The organism is Bradyrhizobium sp. CB2312 (genome assembly GCF_029714425.1).
Lineage (GTDB): Bacteria > Pseudomonadota > Alphaproteobacteria > Rhizobiales > Xanthobacteraceae > Bradyrhizobium.
Genome location: NZ_CP121668.1, coordinates 3,530,320 through 3,551,829, shown reverse-complemented (window position 1 = coordinate 3,551,829; position 21,510 = coordinate 3,530,320). Strand labels below are relative to the sequence as shown.

Genomic DNA, 21,510 nt, shown 5'->3' with positions numbered 1-21,510 from the left:
AAGGTGCGTCGGGCGGTCTCGGTGCGTCTCGGTCCTCCAGCCCCGAAGATGCCCGGGATTCGGCGCGAAGTTCACGAAGGTGCTCTGAGCAGACTTGACCAAGCAATTCTGCCACTAGTTGCGACGACAGGTGGCGTTATCGTGCCGGCGCTCATCTACCTGAGCATCAACAACGATCCGGCTAGCGGGCAGGGTTGGGCCGTGCCAACTGCGACAGACATCGCCTTTTGTCGGAGTTCTCGCGCTGCTTGGACGAAGGGTCCCGGTGAATGTGCGAGTCTTCCTGCTTGCTCTGGCAATCATCGACAACATCATTGCCGCGCTGATCATTGCCGTCTTCTATACCGCCAGCCTTCAGCCGGGCGGCTTCATTCTCGCGTTGCTTGGTGTTGTCGCTGCTTTGGGATTTTGAGCGAATTGGAATTGGTTCGGCGCCTCTTTATATCCTGCCCGGCTCCTTGGTTTGGATTGGATTTATGGTCGCCGGCATTCACCCGGCCCTCGCAGGAGTCGTGCTTGGACTGATTACTCCGGCACGACCTATACCGATGCGAGAGCCCTCCCTGGAAATAGTATCGCGCGTGCTCAAACAGCCGCGAAGCAGCGATGCGGTAAACGCAAGGGATCCGCATGAGTTGGTGAGTTGGAGCAACCGCTGCGAGATCTTCGCGTAGCTCACCGCGAAATATTGCCGCCAGTCTCTCGCGTGCAGATGGCGATCCATCCTTGGGTCGCTTACGGAATCATGCCGATCTTCGCGCTAGCGAATGCCGGCGTCAGCTTAACGGGCGCCGATCTTTCCGCCGCAGGTCATCTGGTGATGATGGGCACTGCAATTGCTTTGATCGTCGGGAGACCTCTTGGCATTGTCGGCGCGACTTGGGCGGCGGTGCGATTGGGCTGCTGTCGCCTTGCTCCTGGAGTTTCTTGGGGTGGTGTCTGTCTGGTCGGCCTGCTGGCTGGCATCGGTTTTACCATGTCGATCTTCATTTCGATGCTCGCGTTCTCCGACCAAGGGTTGTTGAGTGCAGCGAAACTGGGCGTACTCTTCGGCTCGCTAGTAGCTGCCACACTCGGCCTTGGGGGGTGCCATCTATATTCGTCAGTGAAGCTGCTCCAATGCATTTCAAAGCTCCGCACGTGTCCTTCGTATCATTTGCCGTCGAGGTTCTGCCCTCTGGATCACTCAGCTGATGATTGTCGAAACTGGCTTTCATTTAAATCCGAAGTATCCCTCGTACAATAAATCTGCCGTGGTCCGCTCATCGCGGCAGAGCGGGGCAGATTTGCTCAACCTGAGTTCTTCGCATTGTGACCCAAACCCGAAGTGATAACCAGCATTGAGTTCTTTGCAGCGTCGGATACTTCCGAGACTCCGACATGCCGGGCGACAGCCAGTCTCGGTCAAGGCGAGCGGCATGATCGATAGCCGCTACAAATTTGCCTGTAGGAAATAGCAAACCGGTTGCACTAGGCCGACCTTCTCGTAGACCAGAGGATAGCGTTAGTGAGGATTTTCTGGCAGCGCGGATCCTGCCAGACCGACGCCTCGTGGCCAAGCGCCGAATAGAATACTCGCCCCTCGCCGTAAAATCGTTTCCAGGCGAGCGGCCAACCATAGAAGCGTTGATGCACACCGGCCTTATTGAGGTCCACTGAACTTTGGTCGAGGCGCAGGAGCACGCGTGATCCGCGATAGTCGAAGTCGCTGATCTGGTAGATTTCATCGTTCAACTGCAACGAATTCCCCAGAAAGGCCACCAGTGGATCTGCAACATCAGCCACCTCGATGGTCACACCCTGATGCCAGGGATGGTCGTTGAAGTAGCCGCCGATCAGATCGAGATAGTCTGGCCAAGTGTAGAATGTGTCCGCGGCCGAGTGAACGCCGAGAAAGCCACGGCCCGAGCGCACAAAGTTGAGAAGTGCTATCTTTTGGGCGCCGCTCATCGGAATTTCACCGCTTGTGTAGAACATCATAGCGGCGTACCGCTCGAGGTTTCCGGTCGAAAATTCAGACAAGTCTTCCGTTGCGATGACTTCAAAGGCACCGGAATTCCTTCCAAGCTGCGTCAGGATTGCTTCGGAAAGGGGTATGACGTCGTGCCGATAGCCGGCCGAGTATGTGAAATAGAGGACACGTTCTGGCGGGCGCCCTGCACGCGCGCCGAGCGGTCGGCTTGCCGCCGCGCTGCTGACGAGTGCGATGAACTCGCGTCGCGTCACAATCCTCTCCCGATGCTTAACCGGCCAGAAAAGCTTAGCACATATCAGCGCGCCGCGGGCCCTGCGGCGCCGCCCTACGCCCGCGGTTCAATTGATAGCCTCGACTTGGCAATTTCGCTTAGTGGCCCTTCAGCGACCTCGGGAGGTGTAAAACTGGGGCGAGGCCGCTGCGTAGCCGACACGACCGACCAGCTCGAACGCTGCATCGTGGGACTTCTAAACAGGTCCTAGCCCTGTTCCAAAAGGCGGAACCTTCTTTAACATCATTCGTTTTGCCGGTGCATTCGGCCGTTTCAGGCGGATTGGCGGGAGGACGGACAATGCGGCGTCGCATCAAGCAAAGCCAAACGTTGGAAGAGAGGCTTCTGTCGGCTGCGCAAAAGCTAAGAGAGGAAGCCAAGTCGCAGCCGGAAAGCTGGAAACGGGAGACGCTGTTGCGGAAGGCGCGACAGATCGAAATGACCCGCAACCTGACCGCCGCGCTTCGTCCAAGTTAGGCCGCATGCCCCGCTATTTTTTTCATGTTACCTACCATCGCACCATCATCGATGAGGTCGGTGAAGAGTTGCGCGATGAGCGCGCTGCTTGGAAGGAGGCCACGGTGGTGGCCGGCCAGACCTTGCAGAGTACCGATGGCAATCTCGTGCCCGGTCGTGAATGGCGTTTGGAAGTGATGGATGAATTTCGGAATACGCCCCTTGTCCTGCGCATTCACGCAGAGGTGCCGAAACAGCGCGGAGAGCGAGTCTCGCGGTGGCCTCACTCCGCTGCAGTGCCGATAGACGCTTAACGAGCAACGAAAAAGCCGCCGATCTCGGCGACCTTTCCCGTTCGGCTAATGAGGAGAGACGATTGCAGCCAAACTGAATGCCACCACACAGGCCGCGGCTAGAGAATAGAGGGCAATTGCAATTTCCCTTGGCATGGAGATGCAAGCTGGCCGGGCGCAGCATGTTCCTAGCCATCTTAATTTTTGTAGAGAAGCACGCCGAGTAGTCGGGCTTGGCGACGAACCGAGCCGCCACTTCCCGCTTGGTTCGTTCACAGTGAAGTAATGGACTTCGGGTCCGGAGGTTCCGCTCGATCCCCGGCTCGGCGCGTGTGCGCCTGACACCCGAACACGCTTGACCCAGCACTGGCCTTCCGCCCGATGGCGCGTCTACGCCTAGCGGCTTGCTTCTGGACCCTTCCGGCGGAATCAATCTGCCATGAGCACGAAGTCGCGCGAATACCTGTTCGGGACCAGGGTCCGCGTTCTGGCCGAACGCGCCCGCGACGCCCGCAAGGACGCCGACATCCTCGCCTGTCAGGCCTGGAATGCCCGCATGCCCGGTTTTCGCGGCCCTGCCCAACCCTCCCCGGCGCTGGGTGATGCGCTCAATGCTGGCTAAACTCTTCCAGGTTATCGGGCAAGGTCCCAAAACACGGTCAAATAATCGTTTCCATGGCGATGCGGCTTGCTGCCGACGTCGATCGTCAATTGCGCTTGCGCGAGGACGCGAGCCGCCGATTTCACGCCGTCAAATGGTCCCGCGACTGCCCGAATTCGTTAGCGGTGCGTTAATCGGGGGTCGTCAAGCTGACGGTCAACGCTGCCCCGGCGCCCCCGTCCTAAGGGCAGCGAACGCGATGGCCGGCGGCGGTGATGCCCGCCGGCCATTTTCGTGTCGGCTGGGTTCTCGCTTCACAGGCCTATTACGAAAACGCATTTCGACCGGTTGTCACGACTGGCGGCAACGTCTTCTTCAAGCGGCCTGATCGGACCCCAGTTTGCGATCCTAAGTTCGTGAAATACGTTTCGCTGAATGATGCAATCCCTTCAAATGATTGGTTCGCGTTGGCCGCGGCAGCGCGAAGCCCCGTAGCGGGCGCCGAATAGAAGCGGATGGATGAGGAAGCGCAGGTGTCGAAGGCCATGGAACTTATTGTCGCTGGCTACGTGAAGGTGCGCGACCGACGCGCCTTGACGAATTTGCTGGCACATCGCCGGAAGGTGCTCGGTCAGCTCCAAGCCGTGTCAGGCATCAATCCGGAAAACGCGGTCAAGGCGATCCAAGAAGAACTGGTGTTGATCGAAGCGGGCCTCGAAGAGCTCGCGCCACCGCCCGGCTCGCTACCTGAGAACGAGTGGGGCCAGTGAGATCGCCTCAGTTGACCGGCTCATCTCGCGTCGTAACCGGTTGGAAACTAATCTCAGCGACGCTGATTGTTAGCGCCCTTCTACCCGACCGGGCGACACGCATGGGCAGGAGGAGCCCGCTCCCGAAAGGTGAGCGGGTTTTCTTTTTGGGTTAATCAAGAATGCGCGTAAATAAGATCACGTGGGATAAAATCGGCAGAGCGACAGAGCCGGGTCGGTACAAGTGCTTCTTCGGGTATCTGACCGTGACCCAAGAGGACATCGAGGTTTGGACGCGACCTTCACATTGATCGGGCGGCCGGCGAGGGAGCCGTCGGCCGGTGAGGATTACTTCCTAGGCGCATTTGATATTGGCGGCTCTCAACAATAGCAGCCTGCGATTGCGACTGAACCGCTATCACACCGATGCGCTAAGTTCAGGTGCCGCGTTGCAGCATTGAATTGTGTTTACTCTCGCCGATCGCTGCGGCTAAAGGTCGGATCACAATGTGTGAGGCGTTTTTCATGAGTGCTTTTCAGGCGAAACTAGAACGATTTGAGTGCCTCGCCGCCGAGTGCGAGGAAATTGCGAAGAAATCGGAAGGAAGCAGTCGCGACCTGTACTGGCGGGCTAGCCGGCACTATCGTGAACTGGCTGATGATGTGCGTGCCCTGATCGCGTCCTTCGATCTCGCTGCGTAACCTTTCATCCGCAACATCACATGGACAGTGTGCTTTCCGTCCGCTGTTGCAGCAGCGGCTGCAAAGTTTATTTAGCGGGGCCGCTTATAGGGCCTTCTATGGAGCGGCGCGCTCAGAGCGCGCAGCGTTTCCGACGAGCAAGCGCCGCAAACAAAGGAATGCAGCGCGCCGATTGGCTGGACGCACCGAGGCGCGATCCGGCGTCTTTCGGTCAAGGGCAATCAGTACGCAAAAACGAGATAAGGAGCGCAGCGACAACAGGATCCCTGCAACGGTATTGGCGTTCGCTGACGGCATGATGGTTCAGCTTTCCGCTAGCATCCGCCGCCGGGTTTTATCTGACGGCAAGGGGCCGCGTGGCCTCCAGCCAACCAAAATTACCAAGTAATGACGCCCAACATAAACAGGCCGACAGCGCCGGAATGCCGGCAGAGCTGCCAATGTGCTCAGGGCCAAAAGCGCCAACTCCTTTTTCGTCTTCGTCGTCATGACCTTGCTCGCTCGTCGAAAGTCAATGGCCGCTCAAGGTCACGCTCCGCTCCACGCGCGGCCATGGGAATTTCGCTCTGGCTCAGGAACCTACCGCGTGATCCGGCGCGATAAAAGCAAAAGCACTGGATCAAGGTGAAGAACCGCCGGCATACGGCGATGGATCGCGAGCTGTAGGGTTGCCTTGCCCGCCCCTCACAGGCACAGCTGCTGTTCCAGAATTAACCTGATCTCACTGCATCAAGCTTAATCCTACAACTCGATTGCAGTGTCACTGCTAAGCGCTACCTTCTCAGCGCCGGACATTGCCCTTGGTCCGGGTCCCCAATGGCGAAGTCGTGGCGCCATTATACTCGGCGCGACGGCTTCGTCTCCGGCGTCTCTTCTGGATCGCGGGGCTTGCGCTTGTCCTTACGACTGTAGCAGTGAGCGAAAGAACATCGCCAGGAGTAGTTGGCTTCGATCAATAGTATCGATCTAGCGCTAGGTTAGAGCGCGATGATTGCCAACGTATGCCGGCCTTTCCACCTTCAATTAAGGCCACCGTCATACTGTCGCGATCGAGCATGATCTCGATATCGCAGCCAGCATCGATAGCTGTACCGATCATTACGGCCTCAACGAACTCCATGCCGCCGTTGCCGAAGACGGCGCGTTTCACACACAACCACTCCTGGAATTGCATTAGGCAGGGGTCACATTCGGTCGCATATGCCAATGTGGGACCTCCCTTCGGTTTAGCGCCGTTATGCATAAGAAAAATGCCATGGCCGCCAATGAGCCAAAAGCCCGGCGAACTCCGGCCGTTCATGGGACGTACTGCAATTGGCCACTGCTGCACTGCTTCCGCCCAGAGAGTTTTGAGCCGCCCATGAGGAAAGGAGAGCTTCATTGCAAGCCGCTCTGTCGCCTTGCGAAGCCGCCCCGGATCGCCAAGGTCATCTGGTCGCGCGGTACGGAACATGCAATGCGCGTCTCGTTAGGCAGCGAAAGCGTCAGCCAAAAGCTTTCGTCGTCATGTGCGGCGACCACAATCGTCGCTTTGACATAGGCCGCTCGGTTGTTGTCCGCGACCACGAAGCCTGCGTCCGTCAGCAACGCGCGTTCTTTTTCATCAAATTTCATGGACGTCATCTCGATTGAATGACGCCCCCCGGCCGCGCTGTATATCGGCCCGATGCAGGGAAGCCTCGTTAAATCGCGTCAAGGTTGTGAGCTATTTGTAATGTTCGGTCGACCGCAGTCGAAACGGGCGAGCCGATGCCAGTCGCGCGAAACCGTCCAGATTTAACTCTTCGCACCGACATCAAGCTTAACTCGAAGCTTCGATTGCATCGCCCTGTACGGCGCTAACCCTTCGACACCGGACATTGCCTGGTCCGGGCCCACACCGATGCCGGCGTCGTCGGGCTATTATACTAGGCGCGGCGGCTTCGTTTGTTTGCAGGCAACTTGCGAGCTTCATTTGAAAAAGCATGCAAACCGCGAAACCCTCGATCTCGTTGAGATGCGTCGGGTGGCAGATTCCGCATGCGAAATTTGGGCTCGGTGGGCATCGAGACTTCCTTTTCTTTCCGCCGACCGCCACCGGGACAACGATCCCGCTGCCTCTATATCAACGGATCAATGCCGCGGATGTTGCGCGCATGTATTCCCAGAGCGCCCTGCTGCTTGCGAAGTTTCCAGATAACTAGCGAGTCACGTTTTCCACACCCACGATGTGCAGTAGTTCGTGCACGTGCCGAGGCCCAAGGGATTGATAATTTGACTCTCGCCGACGGCGCGGTTCGATGGCAGCTATGACCAAGGCAGAGAACCCTGCGGCAGCGAAGGCCTACCACCAAGAGCGGATGCGAGAGCTCGATGAAGAAAGGTGCGCCGCAGCGGTTGCGGCCGACCTCGCCGAGTTGAGTCGGTTGCGCCGCTGCCTCATCTTCGACAGGAAGGATCGCCGCGGCGACTGCGAGAAATTGGTTAAGGCCATCGACGACTATGTAGAGGAGATGACCGGACCAACGGCACGCTGACCTACGAGCCGCCGGCGGGTTGCAGCCCAGAAAGAAGGCCCTAGACAGTGTGCTGGTGTGGACGGCCTCTCATCCCCACGGTTCTATGGCGCTGTCAGCGTCACAGCTAGATGAGAGGAAAGTCTGATGAATCTTCCTGTTCGCATCGGCATGGACACTTCCAAGTCGGTTTTCCAGCTTCATGGTGTTGATGAGAACGAGGTGGTGGTGGTCCGCCGCCAGTTCCGGCGAGCCGAGATGATCCGCTACTTCGAGCGGCTTCCACCGGTTCTCGTCGCCATCGAGTCCTGCGGCAGCTCGCATCATTGGGCGCGCCTGCTGCAGTCGTTCGGTCACCAGGTGAAGCTGATCCCGCCTCAGTACGTGAAGGCTTACGTGAAGCGTGGCAAGAACGACGCGGCCGATGCCGAAGCGCTGTGCGAGGCGGTCACCCGGCCGAATATGCGGTTTGTACCGGTCAAATCAAAGGAACGCCAAGCGGCCTGCATGTTAATGACTGTGCGGGAACGCCTGGTCAGCGTGAAGTCGCAGCTTTCCAATGCTTTCAGGAGCTATGCGGCTGAGTTTGGCATCGTCGGCCCCGCCGGTCGGCAGAATGTCGCGCAACTTATCAAGCGGGTGCTCGAGGATGATAGCTTGCCGGAAATGGCAAAGGATCTCTTCCGACTCCAAGCAGAGGAATATGCCGCGGTCGAAGCCCGCCTGGCAAAGATCGAAGCCAAGCTGATGAGGTGGCACCGCGACGATGATGTCAGCAGGCGGATCGCGACGATTCCCGGCGTCGGTCCGATTGGGTCGTCCATGCTAAGCATGAAGGCGCCGCCGCCGGAGACGTTCAGGTCAGGCCGCGACTTTGCCGCTTGGCTCGGACTGACACCCAAGGATCATTCGACGGGCGGCCGGCAAAGATATGGCGGAATCACAAAGGCCGGAGACTCAATGCTCCGATCGACGTTGATTGTCGGCGCGACCGCACTGCTGAGGCATATTCGAAAGGGCCGTCATAAGCCCACACCATGGCTCGCTTCGCTGCTGGAGCGAAAGCCGCCAAAGTTGGTCGCGGTGGCCTTGGCCAACAAGTTTGCCCGCATCGCTTGGCGCTTGATGATATCGGGCGGCGTGTACAAGCAGCCGGTAGCCGTCATGCCGACTTGATCTGAAATCGGCCCGCGAGCAGGTTGCTCGGCGGATAGCCTACGAACTTGCAGGACGCAGTAGATGGAAGGACCGATCGGTCGATACGCGCGAGCTTCCGTAGATTACACTGGCATCATCAAGGTCGCCTATGTGCTTGGAGCGTGCGTAGCGAACACCATCTTGGCCAGCGGACTTTGTCCGCGCAAACAGGCCGGACATCTGATAGCAAGCGATCAGGTCAAAAGTCTGCTACCATCCTGACAAGTGGGGGGCCGTCCACATCTGCAATCTCTACAGCATCACCACGAACCAAGCTGCGATCAGCGCGCTGTTTCGCGTGGTCAATCGATACGTCGGCAATGTCGCGCCGATGACCGGGGTCTTTCCTGACTATAAAGCGCCGATCATTCGGACCGGCTCCAATGGCCGCGAACTCGTCACCGCCCGATGAGGAATGCCGTCATCGTCAAAGGCGCTCATGGACGCTACCAAGAAACGCGCCGAAACGCTGCAATCCAAGGGCAAACCTGTCGACTTCAAGGAATTGCTTCGAATGGAGCCCGACAGCGGCACGACCAACATACGGAACGTCAAGAGCAAGCATTGGTCGCGCTGGCTTGGTCCAGAGCACCGATGCGTGGTGCCGTTCAACTCGTTCAGCGAGTTCAACAAGGCCGAAAGCGGTGACATCTGGCTCGCGCTGGACGAGTCCCGCCCCCTCGCGTGCTTCGCCGGCATCTGGACCAATTGGACTTCGGTGCGGAAAGTCAAAGAAGGCGAGACCACAAACGACCTGTTCGCATTCTTGACGACGGAGGCTAACGCCGAGGTCGGCGCCATTCATCCGAAGGCCATGCCGGTGATCCTGACAACTCCTGACGAGGTCGAGACCTGGATGGCGGCTCCGGCGGACGAAGCCCTGAAGCTTCAGCGGCCTCTTCCGGACGGGGCGCTGCAAATCGTCGCCCGCGGCGTGAAAGAAGATCCCGTCTCAGCCACATAAGGTTCTGCACAGGCGCTGCGGAACAGGTGGACAAGCCCCTGCCCTGCCGATTGCGAATCCCTGCCCCGTGCTAATCGCCCGGAACGAGCGGGCGGGCGGAAGGATTCGTCCCAGCAGGAGCCAAGTCGATGCTGATGACGAAGGAACGACGACCAGCGACACGGACCCTCCGCGGATGGGCCATCTCCGTGCTGCAGGAGACCAGCGCCATCCGTGAATGCGAGGAACACGGCTGGATGCAGGACCGCGCCGACCATCACGCCCGCGAACGCGCCGTTGAGGTCGCGCGCGACCATCCTCCGGCCGGCTTCTCCGCCGAGCAGGCCGTGGCAGAGCTCCAAGACGTCCTCGATTCGATCGGGGATACCTGTCCCGAGTGTCCTGTTGGAGATTGCTGAAGCGGTAACGCACAAGACAGGGCTAAGTTGAAGGCCCGCGCCGAACACGGCTGGCTCGAACTGCACGAGAGCGGTACTTATGTGCGGCTGCTGACGCCAGGGAAAGACCTGCTGGCAAAGGCGTGAAGGTGGTGACGCTGATCCTGCTGTGCGAGCGCGAGATCGCGCGCAAGGATCATCGCCGCATCGAGATGGCGCTCAAACTCGCACACTTCCCGGCCGTGAAGGAGCTTGCGGGCTTCGACTTCGAGGCACAGCCGTCGATCGATCCGAAGCAGATCCGCGACCTGGCCGCGTCACGTTGGATCGCCAACGGCGAGAACGTGCTGCTGCTCGGCCCGCCGGGCGTCGGTAAGACGCACTTGTCGATCGCGCTCGGGCGAGAGGCGATCCTGGCCGGTTACACGGTGCAGTTCACCACGGCGACGACCCTGGTCGCTGGCATGGCCAAGGCGCACGGCGAGCGGCGCCTGGACGAGAAACTGCTCGCGCTGGCGAAGCCAAAGCTGCTGATCGTCGACGAACTCGGCTACCTGCCGCTGGAGCCCGACGCGGCGCATCTGTTCTTCCAGCTGGTCAGCCGCCGCTACGAAACCGGCGCCATGCTGATCACGTCGAACCGCAGCGTTGCCGAATGGGGCACCGTGTTCGCCGATCCGGTCGTCGCCACTGCGATCCTCGACCGGCTCTTGCACCACAGCCACGTGCTGACCATCCGCGGCGACAGCTATCGGCTCCGCGCCAAGCGAAAGAGCGGCCTCATCAAGGCGCCCGCCGCTGACGGCCCTCCGGTCGGCTCCGCCTCCCTCCGTCCCGTCAGCGGCGGAGCCAACCTTCAACTGACATCATGAACCCGAGGGTGGGGGCAGTTCTTCATGACGCAAAGGGGGCAGTTCCGGATGGCGTTTGACAGCATGTTCTTCGTTTCCATTTTCGCACACAATTGTTGCAGCTTCAGAACGTGGCCGCCTGCAACGCGGTCCATTCGGTGAAATGCCGTATGGCCCGATGGCTGCTCGATATTCACGACCGAGTTGCGGACAGCCGAATTCAGTTAACGCAGGAGGCACTAGCTCAACTCCTCGGGGTGCGCCGAACGACCGTGACGCTAACGATGCGCAAACTTCGAGAGGCCGGCGGCATTATTTCAGAGCAGCGAGGAGTGCTAGAGATCGACCGAACGCGGCTTGGGACGATTGCGTGCGAGTGCTATGGCGTGATGCGAGATAGGATCAACCGCATGTATGATGAGGAACTACCAGTGGGCTCGCACATGCGCAGCGCTCGCCTTCCTGAGTGAATTCAGTAGTGAGACTGCTCTGGCGTTCGACATGGCCGGCGTCCGTCACCGGATAGTGATCTCCTGGAACGACCGACATCAGCACGTCGAAGTAGTTCTTACGTGGACACCCCCGTCTTGAAGTTGGAGCCATCAGAGACTGAGCGATCAACCCTAGGCATTATGTCCAGAGGCGCCGACCCGCAGCGGCTATGTTCGAGATGCTCTGACGCGTCGCATTACGACGCCTTTGGTGGCTGCTTGCTTCGGCAGCCATCTAGTATGAGAGGGGTTGGCCTTACCATTGCGCTCCTTCGTCTCGGCCAGCTTAACGGGATGGGTTGAGATAAGTAGGCGCAACAGGCGCTCGGTGCTGTTGAGCCCGCCTCTCCTGGTCCGCGCAGCCGCGGTCAATATACCCAGTTCCTTTGACGGCCCTCTCCAAGCGGATTGCGGCGGCGCCATGCGAAGTAGCGCCCAGGATCCTTCTTATAGTCGAACGGCCGTTGGTAGCTTGATGGCCGTTGGTCGCGCACGTATTCGCTTGGCCGGCCGCCGAATACGGTGTTCGGCCCTTTGTACTTGCCGACGGCTGCGTATAGGGCCCCAGAGCAGCCAGCTTCATGATAGCGATATCGTGCACACTCCATCCATAGGCTCCGGAAATGCGACATGGGGGTAAGAATATGCGGAGCCAAAGGTTTGCTGCGTCACCACTGGCCGAGCTCGACGCCTCAAACTTCTTTGTCTTCGCAAGACGGATTTCGTTGGTGAAGCCGGTCGAATTTTGTGAGGCTTGACGAGCGTCAGGACGCTCGACCGGCTGGCAACAGGGTTGCTAAAGGCCGAGATGTATCTGTCAAAATCGGTGCGGCTGCTCGGCGTCTCCCTGTCGTCTCTGCAGACTCCCACTGATAGTGAGCCGCAGCTAGATCTACCGATCTGATCCCCGCGTCGCCTGAAACTTCAAGCCAACTTCCGCCGCGATCCTGCGGTCGGCCTTTGGCGTCCGCCTCCTTCGCCGGCTTCTCGCCAGCGCGGGACATAAGCATCTCTTTTGGTCGGCCGAGAAACGACGTAGTCTGATTGTCTGCCAGAGCTATGAGCATCGCGGCGCGGACGTGCGCCCGGACTTCGAGCGGGGGATCTGCGGGCGTAATCGTGAGCCACTCGACTAACGACCGGGAACTGCCGGAGAAATGCTCGCGCAAGTAAATTGGCGGCGCTGAGACCGCCTTAGCTTTAGCCGCGCCGGATATGCCCAAAAGAAGGCTGCCCTGGAATCCCGACGCCGCAACCACCGCGTGCAAAAAGTTGGACCATTGTACCTTCGCTGCGATGTTGACGGAACTGTTGCAACCTGAGAGGGGTATAAAGTTCCTTACGGATGTAGTGTTGAGCGTTTTCTGAGATTTAGGCCCCTATTGCAGGCCCAATCCGCTGCAGTACCAGGCCATATCTTCGTGTCTCCAGCCGCGCTTGACGCCAGCCTCCTTGCATTCGTTATAGCTCTTGAAATTCGCGCCGTTCCGGCAGCCAGATGGATAGCTTCCGAAGCCGCTACCCGAGGTAGAACATGCGACCGAGCTACTGGCGATTTGGTTACCGGGAGAAGTAACCGTCTTGGGAGCCGCGGCGGCAGACGTGATTAAAAATGCGGCCAAGGCAGCTAGCAGAAAAGCTTTCATATCTATCTCCTCGAAGGATGGCAAACTATCACAGGATGTACGCTAGCACCGGATGCAACCATGAGCTAGAAACAAGTGGCGCTCTCTACGGAAGTCCGCTTTTGGGCCAAAAGCTGCCTTAGCCCACGCGCATTGCCCTGTTCGGGCCTCAGAAAGAACGCGAGCGTTTAGGACAGTAGTTCTGAGCCGATGTCGACGACCTCGACGAAATGATGACCGACGTCGCTATTGAAGCCGATGAAGTCCCACCTCGCGCCGTCGCCTTGGCAAGTAGCGCCGTTGAAGCGGGCCGGCTGCCACTCGGGATTTTTCGTGCTTGAGCGCACAAGGACCCAATAGAAGCGACCCGGAATCAACTGTGTGACGTCAGTCATGGAATCCTTGTGGCCTCTCGCTCACGCCGCCGCGCGGCGCTCGGCCGAGCGCAGACGCATGGGCCTGCCGCCCGGCGGGTTGCGTGCACCGTTTGCGTCTCGCGCGCGTCGCGCTTCCAGGATTTCGTCGATATGAACAGGCGTCTTTAGTCCGCCCAACGAGCGTAGCGCTGGACAGGACGCGATCGCCGAGGCATCAGAAGCCCATGACGCGAGGATGGCCCGCTTCTCGACCAGACTCTCGGGTCAGCGACGATCTCGCGCGGATGCGAGACACCATGCCGGGATGAAGAAGAGCATTTAAATCGAAGACGTTATCGTGTGCGGGCGGCGTCCGCATGACTAAACCTCCCATCATAAGTCGCATTAAGGTGGCCGCGCGGGAGCACCCGCGCGGCTGCAATCGAAACGAGCCGCGGGTTTGTCAAGCGGCCTTGCCCTCGATCTGCTTGACCTGCCCGGCGCTTGCGCCCGCGATGGCGATGCGCCGCGGCTTCATGGCCTCGGGAATCTCGCGCTGAAGCTCGATGACCAACAGACCATTCTCGAAGTGCGCGCCCTTGACCTCGACGTGGTCAGCCAAGGTGAACTGGCGCTTGAACGACCGTGTCGACATTCCGCGATGCAGAAAGGTCTTCTCGTCCTTCTCGGCCTTGTGGCCTTCCAATGTCAGGACATTCTGCTCCACCGTAAGGCCCACCTCGTCCGGTGAGAATCCGGCGAGCGCCACCGAGATCTGGAAGCGGTTCTCATCGAGCCGCTCGATGTTATAGGGGGGATAGGTCTCTTCGGCGGTCCGCTGGACCTCGTCGAGAATGTCAAACAGGTGGTCGAACCCGATGGTCGACCTCCACAGGGGAGTCCAATCATACCTCATAGCCAAATCCTCCAAAGAGCAAGTTGGGTACGAGCTGGCCCCGGACACCTTCCGGCGCCCGCCTTGATTGCGGGGCCCCGAAGGCGCCCCGGCCACTATGTCTGCGGCGATCAAAAAATCCGCCACGACCGAAGAAGTTTCAAGAGGGTGACGAAAAATTCTATCGCCGTGACGGGCGGTCTGGTTAAGCGCTGTTGTCGTGCAAGTGGGCAATCGAAGGAACCCAGGGGCCAAGATTCGCTTAGTTCCTCAATTGCGGTGCTCAGGTTGCGACACCTAGGTTGGCTGCATACTCCATCTAGATCTTTCAGCCCACGATTTTGAAACGGGGGGGCCGCAGCGTACTCAATCGCTGCGGCCTTCGACGTTGAGTCTTCGAGCGAGAGAACGGTCGTTGACCGGAGCCATGCATTGCCTTGTGGGGCACCAAGACATCCGCCACTAACCCACCGTCTATCTGATGCCGGGGAGCGCTGAATTGAAAACGACCGGAGAACGTCCCTTCGCTGACCCCGAAGCCGCCGCGCGCAAGCTCCTCGAGCTCGCTGGCCAGATTGAGCCAGTCCAGGACGGCCGGATCCATATCGAGAAGATCAACGCACCGTTTCTGTTCACGCTGAAGGCCAGCGGGCCCGAGTTCGGTGCCGGCCTCAAGTTCGCAATCGAGCGCGGCTGGCTCGAACTTCATGAGAGCGGGACTTACGTTCGGATGCTACCGTCAGGTGAAGGCCTGCTGCGTCAGTAGAGCAGCATTAGCGACATCCACGCGGCCAGCGAGGCGCACAAGCCAATTCCAAGGTAAGGCAAAACGAGGCGCATCGGCTTCCCTCCGAAACGCTAAATATCTGCCAGCTTCGCATGCGCGGCTGGTTTTGGCCAGGAATCTAAGGTTGCACATCAACATGAGAGCTCGCCGGCCGAGCTGGCCGGAGGGCACCGGCCCCCAGCCGGATGCCGCCATATTCAAATGAATTTGGCCGGCAATCGGGCCTTACTTTTCGGAAAAACCTGTAGCGGAGCCCGATAAGAACTTATCGAGCTTTCGTCGTCACGTTTGAGGGGCAGATTATCCACTCGGTTGATTTGGTCTGTCGCGGACGTCAATGGTGGCCTCGCCGGCTCTAATAGGACGGTGCAAGCTTTCTCGGGCCGCGTCGGCCATGGGCGATGGAGGGGCAGAGTTCGAGTGAAGAACCCGCCGACCTGGGAGCCGGCGGCGGTTTTATGTCGGCGGTACACGCTACCAGTCCGCAATTGCTCACTTTGGACGATGTCAGTTTATGGACGGCCGCATCCGCATCGGCTTGCCCCTGGGAGGGTTCCGTGTGCCTTCGTCCAGCGCGCAAAGCGCCTCCAAAATCTCGTCGATAGTGACCGGCGCCTTCGGCCCCTCGGGGGATCGCAGTGACGGAACGATGCGATCGCAGAAGCGTCCGTTGCCCACGACGCCAGGATGGCGCGTTTCTCGGACACGCTGAGAGAAGGATCGGAGACCACGTCCCGGGGATGCCCGAAAACCGTACCGTGATGGATGATGACATTGAGATCGACAACTTTGTCGTGACGAGCGGTCGTCGGCCGCATGGCTTCCTCCTTTTCCAAGACGAGTTGAGGGATAGCGGCGCAGAAAGAACCGCGCGGCTTGGTCACTGTTCTGCAGGATGGCCTCAGGCGGCCTTGGATTCGATCTGCGTGACGTTGCTGGGCACGGCGCCGTTGATCGCAATGCGGCGCGGCTTCATCGCCTCGGGGATTTCCCGCTGCAGGTCGATGACAAGCAAGCCGTTCTCGAAACTGGCGCCCTGAGCTCGACGTGGTCGGCGAGGATGAACTGCCGCTTGAAGTTGCGGGCCGAGATGCCGCGATGCAGGAAGGTCTTGCCCTCCTTCTCGCTCTTGTGGCCTTTTAGCGTCAAGACGTTCTGCTCGAGCGTCAGGACGACCTCGGCCGGGCTGAAGCCGGCGAGCGCTACCGAGATCTGGAAGCTGTTCTCGTCGAGACGCTCGATGTTGTAGGGAGATAGGCGAGCAGGCTCGGGTTCGGCATGTCCGAGTTCACGGAAGCCGTATTCAGATCGCCCCCCCCGGCCCCGTGGGCGGGACGGCAGCCTTGGCCAAATAGAACATGGCGTGGATGTTCACTTCGAAGGTTCGTTGCCATTCCTCGTCGCTGATGTCTTGGATGTCCTCGAACGTCGCCTGATGGGCCGCGTTGTTGACGAGGATGTCGATTCCCCCGAGGTCCTCGACCGCGCGATGGACGATGGAGCGGCAATGATCGGGATTGCTGATGTCGCCGGCAATCAGGACAGCCTTGCGCCCTTCCCGCTCGACCAGCGCCTTGACCTCGGCCGCATCCTCATCTTCGTTAAGATACGCGATGACGATGTCCGCCCCCTCGCGGGCATAGGCACTTGCGACCGCTTGGGCTGATCGGATCGACTACTGGCTCGATCCCAAGAAGGTGATGCCGATCAAGGGAGGCGCGCTTGCTTGAGTCACCTAAAGGAGACCATTCCGGATCCCTGCGCCGATATCGCAAGAACCGGTGGTTGCGGGAGGGCAACCACCGATACCGACATTCGGTCCAAGTTGCGATCTGACTGAGGGATGTCCTGCGTCCCGAACGCAGTGAGCATCTTCTAAGCTGTTGATCTTTCTTGTTGTAGCATGCGCTACCGCCACGTTTTTTTCACGGTCGTTTCACCCAATTCGTTGCGATTTCGTTGCGGTGTTCTCGTGCCAGTGCGCTGACGCACGATGCTGCGGCCTTTCCCATGGACCGATGACAGTCACAGGTCCTTTTCGGCGAGTACGCGAAACTCGTCAGGAACCGACCGAGAGATGCCTAGCGCCACCGAGCCATAGCCAATTGCATCCGATCCAAAACGATCGCGGATCTTATCGACGGCACGGTCGGCCGCCCAACGTGCCAGGCCTATTTTGCTGCCGGGGCGACGGGGCTCATCGTGAAGCCCAAGCGGAAAGTCTAGCTGTAGATCCCAGCCCTCCTCAAGGTGCGACACAGAGATCGCGAGAAGCGAAATAGTCCTCTCGTCAGGGTGATCTGCGAGGACGGCGCGCACGAGGTCCTCCGCGAGTTCGGCAAGGATCACTGTTGTCGAGATCGGCGCGTCGAGCGTTATCGAGCGGGAAGCGGAGTTCAGATTGGCGAAGCGAACTCGGACCGTCACGGTTCGACCCGGTCTTGCCTTGGCTCGGAGCCGGGTGCCGATTCGATCCGCAAGATGAAGCAGAGTCGGTCGAAAAAATTGCTCTTTGGCGGGCTTCCTGCCGATCGCCGATTGCGCTCCTACCGAGCGGGCTCGGCGGTGAGGCTTGATTTCCCGTGGATCACGATTCCACGCCAATGCTGCAAGTTTCTCGCCCGCAGCGGGACCGAGCAGCTGCTCGAGCGACCATCCCGGTGTCGTCGCCAACTGCCCGATCGTCAGCACGCGGATCTCGGCCAGCCGCGCCTTCGTGACCGGGCCCACTCCCCACATCAGTTCGACGGGCAAATGGTGAAGGAATTGCAGCTCGGTGTCCGGATCGACAATCACAAGACCATCGGGCTTGGCGACTTGCGACGCAATCTTTGCGAGATGGTTGGTGCGAGCTAGGCCGACTGAAATCGGAAGGCCGAGCTCAGCCCGCACGCGTTGGCGGATTGTCCTCGCAATATCGTCCGGTGGACCGAAGAGATGGGTACAGCCAGCAACGTCGGCGAAGGCCTCGTCGATGGAAATCCGCTCCACGAGAGGTGTGAAATCGCCGATCACCTTGACGGCTGCGTCGCCCAGCCGTTGGTATTCCTTGAAATGCCCGCTCACAAAAATGAGTTGCGGACAGAGTTCCCGTGCTCGCCGTCCGGGCATCCCTGCGTGGACCCCGAAGACCCTGGCTTCGTAGGAAGCGGCAAGCACAACTCCACCACCGACGGCGACGGGTCTGCCGCGCAAGGAGGGATCAAGCAGCTGCTCTACCGAAGCATAGAAGGCATCGAGATCCGCATGAAGGATGGTGGCTGTCGTTGCCATCCGACGTTCGCTCGTGATGTTCGAGGAAACTTCTCAACCCAGAACATAATGAGAACACGGGCAGCGAGTGTCAAGCCTATCTGTAGATTGATCGGTATCAGCCTCGACGAAGGACATGGCCAATCGCCCCCAGTAAACCGAAGAGGAGTGATAGGCGAACGTGCACTGAGCCATTCGTGGCCGGCGTTAGGTTCATCCTACACATGGACGACGAATGTGACGAAGCTGAAGGATTGCGCTGCGGTCTAGCCGAAGCTCGCCAAACGCTGATGGACCTCGGTTGGACAGAGGACGGAGCTCAACGCCTTGAATATCTAGACATCTTCAAGTACGTACGAAACAGAAAGCTCCCACCGCAAAGTCCGCGGTTCTAGGTTTCAGCCATGGGAGGCACCGTGACGGACCCTGCAGCTTTCCAAATGCGCGCCTGGACTTTGCGTTCAGCGGAGCATTGTTTTCAACGAACTCAGCGATTTGAGTCGTATCGGCCGCGACGGATCCAACATTCGAATAGCGGAATCAAAATCAGTTTGATCATTCAACGATTTCAAGGGGCGTTTTGAAAAATGGGCCAATTCGCCTCTAGTCATATCGATTGCCTAGCAGGCATTTCCAAATAACGAAGCACCTCTCTTCCAAATAACGAAGCACCTCTCCTAGCCGAGGGCTTGCTCCCCGGCAGAGTGCAGTGTCGACTTGGCGCCGGATCGATCCCAGCACGAGTACGCTCGCAAGATGATAGACGAGCGCCAATTCGGATCGGCGAAAATCGTCCATGATCACACGATCGTCCAGCGTGCATCCGAACCAGCGCAGACGCGGATCGGAAGCCCGCGAGGGTGACGCGCCAAGATCGATGGCAATCAGTGCCGTCGGCGACCGATTTGGGTCGTGACGGTGTCGCGTCTCCGTCGTACGGAGCTATCTCGATTCGTATCTATTCCGATTCAGGGACCGTTTCCGGCGATGTTTCGAGTGTCGTTACGAGGAGCACCATCGAGCGCGGCTGTGCTTCATATGTCGCATGGCTTATGACGGGTGCGCGCTCCCATGGGCAGATATCATCGGGTGAGTCGCGTGAAGTATCAATGCAGCGTCGCCACCCTTGCCGATGCTCGGCGGACACTGGAGGCAAATCGAAGGTCAGCGGTTCCCAATAGGCGTTGAGTATCCCGTGGAGCAGAAATCGGCCGCGCAACCTTCGCAGGTCGCGAAAGTTACCTTTTTGACTTTGCTGTCCTGCTCTTACGTCCAGGACTGGCGAGCTGCCTCGGCCGTGGGTGCGGAACTGGCGGTCGAGGACTGCATCGACAACGCCCGTGAAGGCAAGCGAGTGCGAGTGATCGCTCCAGTCCGGGCACTTGAGTGCGACCCCGTGCCATTCGATGTGCGCCCGTCGAAGCAATTGATTGAGGCTGAGCGAAGCCTCTTCCGCCAGAACATCACGAAGCTGGTGAAACCTGATGAGGCCTTTTACGAATCGATGAATATCGGCATGCCGCTCCAGTAAACTCCAATCGAACCAGCTGATTTCAGAGTCTTGGCAGTAAGCGTTATTGTTGCCCCTCTGGGTTCGGCGCACCTCGTCGCCCATGAGCAGCATCGGCGTCCCGGCCGATAGCAGCTCTAGCGTGAAGAAATTCTTGACTTGGCGGTTGCGCACCGCCTCGACTGTTGAGTCATCGGTTGGCCCCTCGACGCCACAGTTCCAGCTCAAATTGCCATCGGAGCCATCGCGGTTGTTTTCGCCGTTGGCTTCGTTGTGCTTGTCGTTGTACGAGACGAGATCGTTGAGCGTGAACCCGTCATGGCAAGTCACGAAATTGACGCTTTGCTCGGGCTCGCGCTCCTTGTGCCCGTATATGTCGGGGCTACCCAGGATCCGTGCGGCCACGGCAGAGACCGAGCCGTTGTCGCCCTTCAGGAAACGCCGCACGTCGTCGCGGAACCGGCCATTCCATTCCTGCCATCGATCCCCGATAAAGCTTCCCACCTGATAGATCCCGGCGGCATCCCATGCCTCTGCAATTAGCTTGGTGCCGGCCAGCAGCGGATCAGATTCAATATCCCAGAGAACGGGCGGGTTCGGCAACAGTCGGCCGTCCTCGTCGCGCGATAGGATCGAGGCAAGATCGAATCGGAACCCGTCCACATGCATCTGAGAGACCCAGTAACGCAGACTATCCTGAATCAGTCGGCGCACGATTGACTGGTTGGCATTCAGCGTGTTGCCGCAGCCGGTGTAGTCAGCATAACGAGATCTACCCCTCTCAAGGATGTAATACACGTCGTTCGCCAGACCCCGATAGCACAAGGTCGGCCCCGAAGAGCCGCCTTCGGCTGTGTGATTGAATACAACATCCAGGATGACCTCAAGGCCAGCCCGGTGGAATGCTTTGATCATGTCGCGAAATTCGTCGAGGACGGCGAGCACGTTCCTTTGTGAGCTGTACGCCTGATGTGGCGCGAAGAACGAAACGGGCGAATACCCCCAGTAGTTTGGCTTTCCTGGCGGGCCGTCCTGCATGTCGAACTGGAACACCGGCAACAGCTCCACTGCTGTGACGCCCAGATCCTTGAGGTACGGAATCTTTTCGACCAGTCCGGCGTATGTACCGCGCTTGTCGATCGCGACACCGGAGGTCGGATGGCACGTAAAGCCGCCCACATGCAGCTCGTAGATCACGGTCTCGGCGAACGGCCGCTGGAGCGGTGTATCGCCTTCCCAATCGTACCGATCGAGACCGGCGACCACGCTTTTCATCGCCACGGCGACGTTGTCGCCGGGGCGCGCTGCAGCCCAGCGGTCGTATGCCCCGGGGACGGCTACGGCAAGCCCGTAAGGGTCGAGGAGCACCTTCTCGGGATCAAACCAAAGTCCGCGTTCCGGATCGTAGGCCCCGTGGGCGCGATACGCGTAGACCTGACCCGGCTGGAGGTCCGGCACAAACGCATGCCAGTAGTGATACGTGCGATGTTTATCCGGATCGAGAGGGATGATCCTTGTGGGCAAGGTGGCATGCTCGCCATCGAACAGCAGGAGCTCGATCAGAACCGCATGCTTGGAGAACACGCTGAAATTGACGCCCCCCGGCAGGACCGTCGCCCCCAGAGGAGCGCTCTCACCCGATGTGACATGGCGGGTGCTCATG

The 21,510-nt window shown here is 59.2% G+C and carries 18 protein-coding genes and 8 pseudogenes; 13 read left to right on the top strand and 13 right to left on the bottom strand.

Annotation, left to right across the window (positions count from 1 at the left end; all coding sequences use genetic code 11):
* Window positions 1–57 precede the first annotated feature (57 nt).
* A pseudogene (nhaA, locus tag QA642_RS17155) lies at window positions 58–1,084 on the top strand (Na+/H+ antiporter NhaA); the annotation flags it as partial.
* 386 nt (window positions 1,085–1,470) lie between these two features.
* Here the strand turns inward: nhaA and QA642_RS17150 are convergent.
* On the bottom strand, window positions 1,471–2,226 hold the full coding sequence (locus QA642_RS17150) for a ThuA domain-containing protein (protein ID WP_283085677.1): 756 nt from the start codon (window positions 2,224–2,226) through the stop codon (window positions 1,471–1,473).
* Window positions 2,227–2,546: 320 nt separating this feature from the next.
* Between QA642_RS17150 and QA642_RS17145 the strand changes: the two genes are divergently transcribed.
* Window positions 2,547–2,723 (top strand): hypothetical protein, encoded by a 177-nt coding sequence (locus QA642_RS17145; protein WP_283085676.1) that lies wholly within the window; start codon window positions 2,547–2,549, stop codon window positions 2,721–2,723.
* On the opposite strand, the gene QA642_RS17140 is transcribed toward QA642_RS17145, so the two are convergent.
* Complete coding sequence (locus tag QA642_RS17140) at window positions 2,720–2,941, bottom strand: hypothetical protein (protein ID WP_283085675.1); 222 nt, start codon at window positions 2,939–2,941, stop codon at window positions 2,720–2,722. The two genes, QA642_RS17145 and QA642_RS17140, sit on opposite strands and share 4 nt — an antisense overlap.
* Window positions 2,942–3,434: 493 nt before the next feature.
* Between QA642_RS17140 and QA642_RS17135 the strand changes: the two are divergent.
* The 3 genes and pseudogenes from QA642_RS17135 to QA642_RS17125 all read left to right on the top strand — a co-directional run.
* Window positions 3,435–3,614: pseudogene (locus QA642_RS17135) on the top strand (hypothetical protein); the annotation flags it as partial.
* A gap of 497 nt (window positions 3,615–4,111) precedes the next feature.
* The gene (locus QA642_RS17130) at window positions 4,112–4,366 is read left to right on the top strand and encodes a hypothetical protein (RefSeq protein WP_283085674.1); all 255 of its coding nucleotides are present in this window, start codon (window positions 4,112–4,114) and stop codon (window positions 4,364–4,366) included.
* Window positions 4,367–4,870: 504 nt separating this feature from the next.
* Window positions 4,871–5,047, top strand: coding sequence for a hypothetical protein (locus tag QA642_RS17125; RefSeq protein ID WP_283085673.1), 177 nt, complete (start codon window positions 4,871–4,873; stop codon window positions 5,045–5,047).
* A 952-nt stretch (window positions 5,048–5,999) separates the two neighbouring features.
* Here QA642_RS17125 and QA642_RS17120 read toward each other — a convergent pair.
* Together QA642_RS17120 and QA642_RS17115 are read right to left on the bottom strand one after the other, a co-directional pair.
* Window positions 6,000–6,428, bottom strand: a complete 429-nt coding sequence (locus tag QA642_RS17120; protein ID WP_283085672.1) for a DUF3085 domain-containing protein — start codon at window positions 6,426–6,428, stop codon at window positions 6,000–6,002.
* Complete coding sequence (locus QA642_RS17115; RefSeq protein WP_283085671.1) at window positions 6,425–6,661, bottom strand: hypothetical protein; 237 nt, start codon at window positions 6,659–6,661, stop codon at window positions 6,425–6,427. Before QA642_RS17115 ends, QA642_RS17120 begins: the two co-directional genes overlap by 4 nt.
* A 674-nt stretch (window positions 6,662–7,335) precedes the next feature.
* Between QA642_RS17115 and QA642_RS17110 the strand changes: the two genes are divergently transcribed.
* From QA642_RS17110 to QA642_RS46550, 7 genes and pseudogenes are all read left to right on the top strand, one after another.
* Window positions 7,336–7,563 (top strand): hypothetical protein, encoded by a 228-nt coding sequence (locus tag QA642_RS17110; protein ID WP_283085670.1) that lies wholly within the window; start codon window positions 7,336–7,338, stop codon window positions 7,561–7,563.
* A 126-nt stretch (window positions 7,564–7,689) separates the two neighbouring features.
* Window positions 7,690–8,718: an IS110 family transposase gene (locus tag QA642_RS17105; RefSeq protein WP_283085669.1), complete on the top strand. Its 1,029-nt coding sequence runs from the start codon at window positions 7,690–7,692 to the stop codon at window positions 8,716–8,718.
* Between the two features lie 262 nt (window positions 8,719–8,980).
* Window positions 8,981–9,703, top strand: a pseudogene (locus QA642_RS17100) (SOS response-associated peptidase family protein).
* A gap of 128 nt (window positions 9,704–9,831) precedes the next feature.
* Entirely contained in the window at window positions 9,832–10,101 is a 270-nt protein-coding gene (locus QA642_RS17095) for a hypothetical protein (RefSeq protein ID WP_283085668.1), read from the top strand.
* A 122-nt stretch (window positions 10,102–10,223) separates the two neighbouring features.
* The gene (gene istB, locus QA642_RS17090; protein WP_283085667.1) at window positions 10,224–10,952 is read left to right on the top strand and encodes an IS21-like element helper ATPase IstB; all 729 of its coding nucleotides are present in this window, start codon (window positions 10,224–10,226) and stop codon (window positions 10,950–10,952) included.
* 149 nt (window positions 10,953–11,101) lie between these two features.
* The gene (locus tag QA642_RS17085; RefSeq protein ID WP_349253851.1) at window positions 11,102–11,401 is read left to right on the top strand and encodes a helix-turn-helix domain-containing protein; all 300 of its coding nucleotides are present in this window, start codon (window positions 11,102–11,104) and stop codon (window positions 11,399–11,401) included.
* A 793-nt stretch (window positions 11,402–12,194) separates the two neighbouring features.
* A pseudogene (locus QA642_RS46550) lies at window positions 12,195–12,326 on the top strand (DNA polymerase IV); the annotation flags it as partial.
* Window positions 12,327–12,801: 475 nt separating this feature from the next.
* Here the strand turns inward: QA642_RS46550 and QA642_RS17080 are convergent.
* From QA642_RS17080 to QA642_RS17065, 4 genes and pseudogenes are all read right to left on the bottom strand, one after another.
* Window positions 12,802–13,068 carry a hypothetical protein gene (locus QA642_RS17080; protein ID WP_283085666.1) on the bottom strand — a complete coding sequence of 89 codons (267 nt, stop codon included), beginning with the start codon at window positions 13,066–13,068 and terminating at the stop codon, window positions 12,802–12,804.
* Between the two features lie 167 nt (window positions 13,069–13,235).
* Window positions 13,236–13,442, bottom strand: a complete 207-nt coding sequence (locus tag QA642_RS17075) for a hypothetical protein (RefSeq protein ID WP_283085665.1) — start codon at window positions 13,440–13,442, stop codon at window positions 13,236–13,238.
* Between the two features lie 21 nt (window positions 13,443–13,463).
* Window positions 13,464–13,782 (bottom strand): annotated as a pseudogene (locus tag QA642_RS17070) (hypothetical protein).
* An 84-nt stretch (window positions 13,783–13,866) separates the two neighbouring features.
* Window positions 13,867–14,319: an Hsp20 family protein gene (locus QA642_RS17065; RefSeq protein WP_283085664.1), complete on the bottom strand. Its 453-nt coding sequence runs from the start codon at window positions 14,317–14,319 to the stop codon at window positions 13,867–13,869.
* Window positions 14,320–14,797: 478 nt separating this feature from the next.
* On the opposite strand from QA642_RS17065, the gene QA642_RS17060 reads away from it, so the two are divergent.
* Entirely contained in the window at window positions 14,798–15,064 is a 267-nt protein-coding gene (locus tag QA642_RS17060; protein ID WP_283085663.1) for a hypothetical protein, read from the top strand.
* Between the two features lie 528 nt (window positions 15,065–15,592).
* Here QA642_RS17060 and QA642_RS17055 read toward each other — a convergent pair.
* From QA642_RS17055 to glgX, 5 genes and pseudogenes are all read right to left on the bottom strand, one after another.
* Window positions 15,593–15,903 (bottom strand): annotated as a pseudogene (locus QA642_RS17055) (hypothetical protein).
* A gap of 83 nt (window positions 15,904–15,986) precedes the next feature.
* Window positions 15,987–16,336: pseudogene (locus QA642_RS17050) on the bottom strand (Hsp20 family protein); the annotation flags it as partial.
* Window positions 16,337–16,338: 2 nt separating this feature from the next.
* Window positions 16,339–16,745, bottom strand: a pseudogene (locus QA642_RS17045) (SDR family oxidoreductase); the annotation flags it as partial.
* A 365-nt stretch (window positions 16,746–17,110) separates the two neighbouring features.
* A complete protein-coding gene (gene dinB / locus QA642_RS17040) occupies window positions 17,111–18,358 on the bottom strand; it encodes a DNA polymerase IV (protein WP_283085662.1) in 1,248 nt (415 codons plus the stop codon).
* Window positions 18,359–19,295: 937 nt separating this feature from the next.
* Window positions 19,296–21,509 (bottom strand): glycogen debranching protein GlgX, encoded by a 2,214-nt coding sequence (glgX, locus tag QA642_RS17035; RefSeq protein WP_283085661.1) that lies wholly within the window; start codon window positions 21,507–21,509, stop codon window positions 19,296–19,298.
* Between the last annotated feature and the right edge of the window lies 1 nt (window position 21,510).

What these genes read in the sequence shown, in the direction of transcription:
- QA642_RS17145 (WP_283085676.1), top strand. Translation starts at nt 2,547, where the DNA reads ATGCGGCGTCGCATCAAGCAAAGCCAAACGTTGGAAGAGAGGCTTCTG.
- QA642_RS17130 (WP_283085674.1), top strand. Translation starts at nt 4,112, where the DNA reads ATGGATGAGGAAGCGCAGGTGTCGAAGGCCATGGAACTTATTGTCGCT.
- QA642_RS17125 (WP_283085673.1), top strand. Translation starts at nt 4,871, where the DNA reads ATGAGTGCTTTTCAGGCGAAACTAGAACGATTTGAGTGCCTCGCCGCC.
- QA642_RS17120 (WP_283085672.1), bottom strand. Translation starts at nt 6,428, where the DNA reads ATGAAGCTCTCCTTTCCTCATGGGCGGCTCAAAACTCTCTGGGCGGAA.
- QA642_RS17115 (WP_283085671.1), bottom strand. Translation starts at nt 6,661, where the DNA reads ATGAAATTTGATGAAAAAGAACGCGCGTTGCTGACGGACGCAGGCTTC.
- QA642_RS17110 (WP_283085670.1), top strand. Translation starts at nt 7,336, where the DNA reads ATGACCAAGGCAGAGAACCCTGCGGCAGCGAAGGCCTACCACCAAGAG.
- QA642_RS17105 (WP_283085669.1), top strand. Translation starts at nt 7,690, where the DNA reads ATGAATCTTCCTGTTCGCATCGGCATGGACACTTCCAAGTCGGTTTTC.
- QA642_RS17095 (WP_283085668.1), top strand. Translation starts at nt 9,832, where the DNA reads ATGCTGATGACGAAGGAACGACGACCAGCGACACGGACCCTCCGCGGA.
- QA642_RS17085 (WP_349253851.1), top strand. Translation starts at nt 11,102, where the DNA reads ATGGCCCGATGGCTGCTCGATATTCACGACCGAGTTGCGGACAGCCGA.
- QA642_RS17080 (WP_283085666.1), bottom strand. Translation starts at nt 13,068, where the DNA reads ATGAAAGCTTTTCTGCTAGCTGCCTTGGCCGCATTTTTAATCACGTCT.
- QA642_RS17075 (WP_283085665.1), bottom strand. Translation starts at nt 13,442, where the DNA reads ATGACTGACGTCACACAGTTGATTCCGGGTCGCTTCTATTGGGTCCTT.
- QA642_RS17065 (WP_283085664.1), bottom strand. Translation starts at nt 14,319, where the DNA reads ATGAGGTATGATTGGACTCCCCTGTGGAGGTCGACCATCGGGTTCGAC.
- dinB (WP_283085662.1), bottom strand. Translation starts at nt 18,358, where the DNA reads ATGGCAACGACAGCCACCATCCTTCATGCGGATCTCGATGCCTTCTAT.
- glgX (WP_283085661.1), bottom strand. Translation starts at nt 21,509, where the DNA reads ATGAGCACCCGCCATGTCACATCGGGTGAGAGCGCTCCTCTGGGGGCG.